2 protein-coding genes and 1 pseudogene are annotated in these 4,515 nt (G+C 32.0%); 2 read left to right on the top strand and 1 reads right to left on the bottom strand.

Annotation, left to right across the window (positions count from 1 at the left end; translation table 11 throughout):
* Positions 1 to 402 precede the first annotated feature (402 nt).
* Together EGH73_RS04480 and EGH73_RS04475 are read left to right on the top strand one after the other, a co-directional pair.
* Positions 403 to 1,713 (top strand): hypothetical protein, encoded by a 1,311-nt coding sequence (locus tag EGH73_RS04480; RefSeq protein ID WP_184808071.1) that lies wholly within the window; start codon positions 403 to 405, stop codon positions 1,711 to 1,713.
* A 627-nt stretch (positions 1,714 to 2,340) separates the two neighbouring features.
* The gene (locus EGH73_RS04475; protein WP_221177739.1) at positions 2,341 to 3,390 is read left to right on the top strand and encodes a M1 family aminopeptidase; all 1,050 of its coding nucleotides are present in this window, start codon (positions 2,341 to 2,343) and stop codon (positions 3,388 to 3,390) included.
* A gap of 258 nt (positions 3,391 to 3,648) precedes the next feature.
* Here EGH73_RS04475 and EGH73_RS04470 read toward each other — a convergent pair.
* A pseudogene (locus EGH73_RS04470) lies at positions 3,649 to 4,515 on the bottom strand (IS91 family transposase); the annotation flags it as partial.

Raw genomic sequence — 4,515 nt, 5'->3', positions numbered from 1 at the left:
CGATCAAACCTATGCAAAAGTTCCGCAAATCCCGGAACTTTGCGCTTTGCCTGATTGATGAGTTTGTTTTCTCTAAGCTCTTCTAAACTCTTTTTTTTGTTGCCATTTTGCTGATTTTTAATTAGTTTTACAAAGTAACTAAATATGGCGCTGAGAAAGCTACCGAAGGTTTAGTTCAACACGGTATTGGCAAAAACGGGCTTGAATTTTTCCTTTGAGAATTTGGTTTTAATATCCGCAAAAATGCTTTTCATATTTCAATTTTTAGTAATTTAGAAATTTGAAAAAGCATTTTGCTCCAGGCGGTTTTCCTTTCCACTTTTGGTTTGCAGTAGCCCGTTCTTCGCAAATACTTTTTCGTTATGTGCAAGCATACCAAAAAATAACGCTAAAACTAAATCTATGACAAAAACCTTCAAAATAATTTTTCTTTCAATCATTATAGGTTTTACACTTCAAACCAGAGCCCAGAATGTCTTTTCTTCGGATGTCGATAATTTTTGGAAAGCGTATGATAAGATTACAAAAACAAAAGATTCAATTTTACAAAAAAAACTACTTGAAGATTTATATTTCTCAAAAGGAACAGAAGGTTTAAAAGCAATTAGAAAAGCCAGAAATTATACAAGCCAGGATTATATCAATGCGATTAATAATTATCCAAAGTTTTGGAATTCTGTTAGAAAAAATACACTAAAATCAAAAAGATATCAAAGAGATTTGAATTTAGGAATTGAAAAACTTCGTAAAATATATCCTGAATTAAAACCAGCAAAAATCTATTTTACCATTGGTGCTTTACGAACAAATGGTACTTATTCCGACAACCTTGTTTTAATTGGAAGTGAAATTGCTATGACTGATAAAAAAACAATTACGGACGAATTTCCTGAAAGTATTAGAAATGCCAGACGCAAATTTTTCGATAGCGAACCGATAAAAGATTTAGTGTTATTGAATATTCACGAATATGTTCACACACAACAAAAACCTTTTGTAGACAATATACTTTCGTATGTAATTACGGAAGGTGTTGCAGAATTTATTTCTACCAAAGCAATGAATCTTCCTTCCGCATCACCAGCAATTAATTATGGAAAAACCATTTCAGATAAAGTTAGAAGGAAATTTGAAGAAGAAATGTTCAATATGAATAATCTGTATAAATGGTTATGGGGAGATTCTCCAAATGATTTTGGCGTAAGAGATTTAGGTTATTATATTGGTTACCAAATGTGCGAAAATTTCTATAATCAGGCTGAAGATAAAAACGAAGCAATAAAGAAGATGATAGAATTGGATTATGCAAATGAAGATGAAGTAGAAGACTTTGTGAAAAAATCAAACTTTTTTTCTAAATCACTTGACGATTTGTATAATGATTATGAAAACAAAAGACCAACTGTAATCGGAATTAAGCAGTTCAAAAATAAAAGTAATAATGTTGACCCCAAAATAAACGAAATAACAGTTGAATTTTCTGAACCATTAAATGGCTATAATACAGGAATTGATTTCGGAGATTTAGGACAAAATGCTTTTCCAAAAAATGATGTAAAAAAACGATATTGGTCAAAAGATAAAAAGTTTTGGACAATTTCTGTAACTTTAGAACCGAAGAAAAATTATCAACTATTAATTACCAATAATTTCAGAACTGATAAAAATATTCCACTAAAACAATATTTAATCGAATTTGAAACTAGAGAATAAATATGCCTGCCGATAATAACCAGAGTTTCGTTGGGCTCGAAGAGCCAACAATGAAACTCCTGTTGAACCCTTCGGCTAGCTCAGGGCAGGCTCGCTTTGGGAGCTTTTTCAACACTATGGGTTTATCGTAAAGTTTTTTGAGAATATTTCAAGAGAACAGGACGTTCTCTTTTTTTTTGTTGCCATTTTACTGATTTATAATTAGTTTTACAAAGTAACTAAATATAGCGCTGAGAAAGCTACCGAAGGTTTAGTTCAACATTGTATTGGCAAAATGCGGGGAGAGTAACAAGTTGAACTACTTTACTTTTTTATCCGCAAACACTTTTTTATTTTACAAAAAAGTGTAATTTAGTAAAAGAAAAAAGTGTTTGCTGCTTTCGGTTTTTGTAGAATTTTTAGGCTTCAAAAGTCCCGCACTTCGCCAATACTTTTTCCGTTAGCTGCAATAATATCTCGACGATGCGTTTAAATTCACTTTTAGTAATAATTACACTTTCAACCTTTGCAAAAGCACAAGAAATTAAAAGCTATAATGGAAAAATTTCGATAGATTCTCTCAAAATTTTAAACGCAGATTTCAAAATTCATTATTCAAATTCCAATGAAAGTGAATTCTATTTTAATTTGAATAAAAACGCGAAAATTGAAAAAATTGAAATCAACAAAAAATCAATAACCTACAAAACAGAAAATGACACTGATTTTATGCCTGATTTCAAGAAAATTATTATCAAAAACAATTTTCCAAAAAACTTCAATTTAGAAATTAAATATTCCTATCCACTCAACAAAATTGAACATCCAACATTTATTTATAATCCAAATTGGATTGAATTAAGTCTTTATACCGGTTGGTTTCCATTAAATTTTAATGACAAAAATTATTCTTATAAGCTTGATTTTGAAACGCCTGAAAATTACGAAATCATAAGTTCTGGAAATATTTCAAAAAGTAAAAACAAAACAATAATTCTTAATAACGAAAATTATAAAGATATTCCTGTTATTCTTTCAAATAAATTTCAAATTTTCAGTGCTAAAAATGAAAGCATAAAATTTTATGGAACTGAACTTTCAAAAGAACAAATAAAAGATATTCAAAATACTTCTGACAATATATATAATTTCTATGAAAAAAATTTTGGAAAAAGCGATTCTAAAAATCTCATTGTTGCAATAAATCCTTTTGCACATCCAATGTCTTATGCAAGAAAAGGATTCATCTCATTATCGCTAAAAAATGGATTTTCAAATAGCGACAAAAAAACGCTTGCACACGAAATTGGACATCTTTGGTGGAAAAATGCTTCTTTCGGAACTTATGAAGAATGGCTAAATGAATCTTTTGCGGAATTTTCCGCATTAAAATGGATGCAACAAAAATTGTCACCAACAGAATTTGATGAATTTTTGAGAAAATATGAAACAGCTTATCAAAAACCAATCAAAATTTCACAAATCAATCCAAATGATGATAGTTGGTATTCTATCGTTTATTTCAAATGTCCATATATTTTATATAAACTTGAAAGAAAAATAGGAAACGAGAAAATGATTCAATTCCTGAAAACCACTTATGAAAGTAGAATTTCAAATACTAAAGATTTATTAAAAACTCTACGAATCTATACCGATGAAAATACTGTAAATGAGTTTAAAAGTGAAATTTTCTAATATATTACTGCAGCTAATAACCAGAGTTTCGTTGGGCTCGAAGAGCCAACAATGAAACTCCTGTTGAACCCTTCGGCTAGCTCAGAGCAGGCTCGCTTTGGGAGCTTTTTCAACACTATGGGTTTATCGTAAAGTTTTTAGGAGATATTTCAAGAGAACAGGACGTTCTCTTTTTTTTAGGCATTCGTTTTTGGCGAACTTTGTCGGTTTTATCGTGTTTTCCTTCACGTTGGGGCATAATTTCCCTTACCCAAAAATCTATTTTTTAGGCGTTGGCTGGCTTTGGCTCATCTCCAAAAACCATTGCGGCGGACCTCGAAGATCGAACGTGGCAATCGTTACCAAATTTCCAACTTTACAACAACTACATTTCGGCTGAAAAACTTTTGGCGGAAGCTTTTCTTTAGGCTGGATGCCTAATTTTTGTTGTAGATTTTTAAGCTTGATACGCTTCCAGGTGCTGCTCAAAAAACCATAATGACGGATTTTTACAAATCTTTTCGGTAAAATATGCATCGCAAATCTTCGGATAAACTCCTCGTGGCTCAAAACCATCTGCTTTTTGATACCTTTTTGGCGGTAATCTTTGTAAGAAAAAGTGACCGTTTTCGCGTCAATTTTCCTGATTCTCTGGTTGCTGATGGCGATTTTATGCGTGTATCTACCCAAATATTCTACCACAGATTTTGGGCTTCCAAAAGGCTTTTTAGCATAAACTACCCAAGGTTTTTCCCACAGACTTTGCCTTAATTTTTCGTAATTCCCAGCCTCATTTTCAGTAAATTTTTCTCGTTGATTTTCATTCAATTTTAATGATAATTGATGCTTCAGTTTCTCACAAAATTTAGCCCTGAAAACTTTGCTCAAAGCCTTTACCGGAAAGAGAAATTTCCCATCTGAACGGAGATTTTTCCAAGTTCCGCTTTCATCCACACCACGCCCGGAACAATGCAGTGCAAATGCGGATGAAGGCTCAGATTCTGTCCCCAAGTGTGCAAAACAGCAATCATTCCCATTTGGAGATTTTTGTTTTTGCCAAACGTTTGAAGCGTTTCCCAAGCCGATTCAAATAAAATATCATACAACATCTTGGGCTCGTGAAGTTCGGTTTTGTTCAATACATCC

Origin of the sequence: Epilithonimonas hominis, from assembly GCF_003730015.1 — a bacterium.
Classification (GTDB): domain Bacteria; phylum Bacteroidota; class Bacteroidia; order Flavobacteriales; family Weeksellaceae; genus Epilithonimonas; species Epilithonimonas hominis.
The sequence above is the reverse complement of the archived record's forward strand: the minus strand, read 5'-3'. Positions and strand labels throughout refer to the sequence as shown.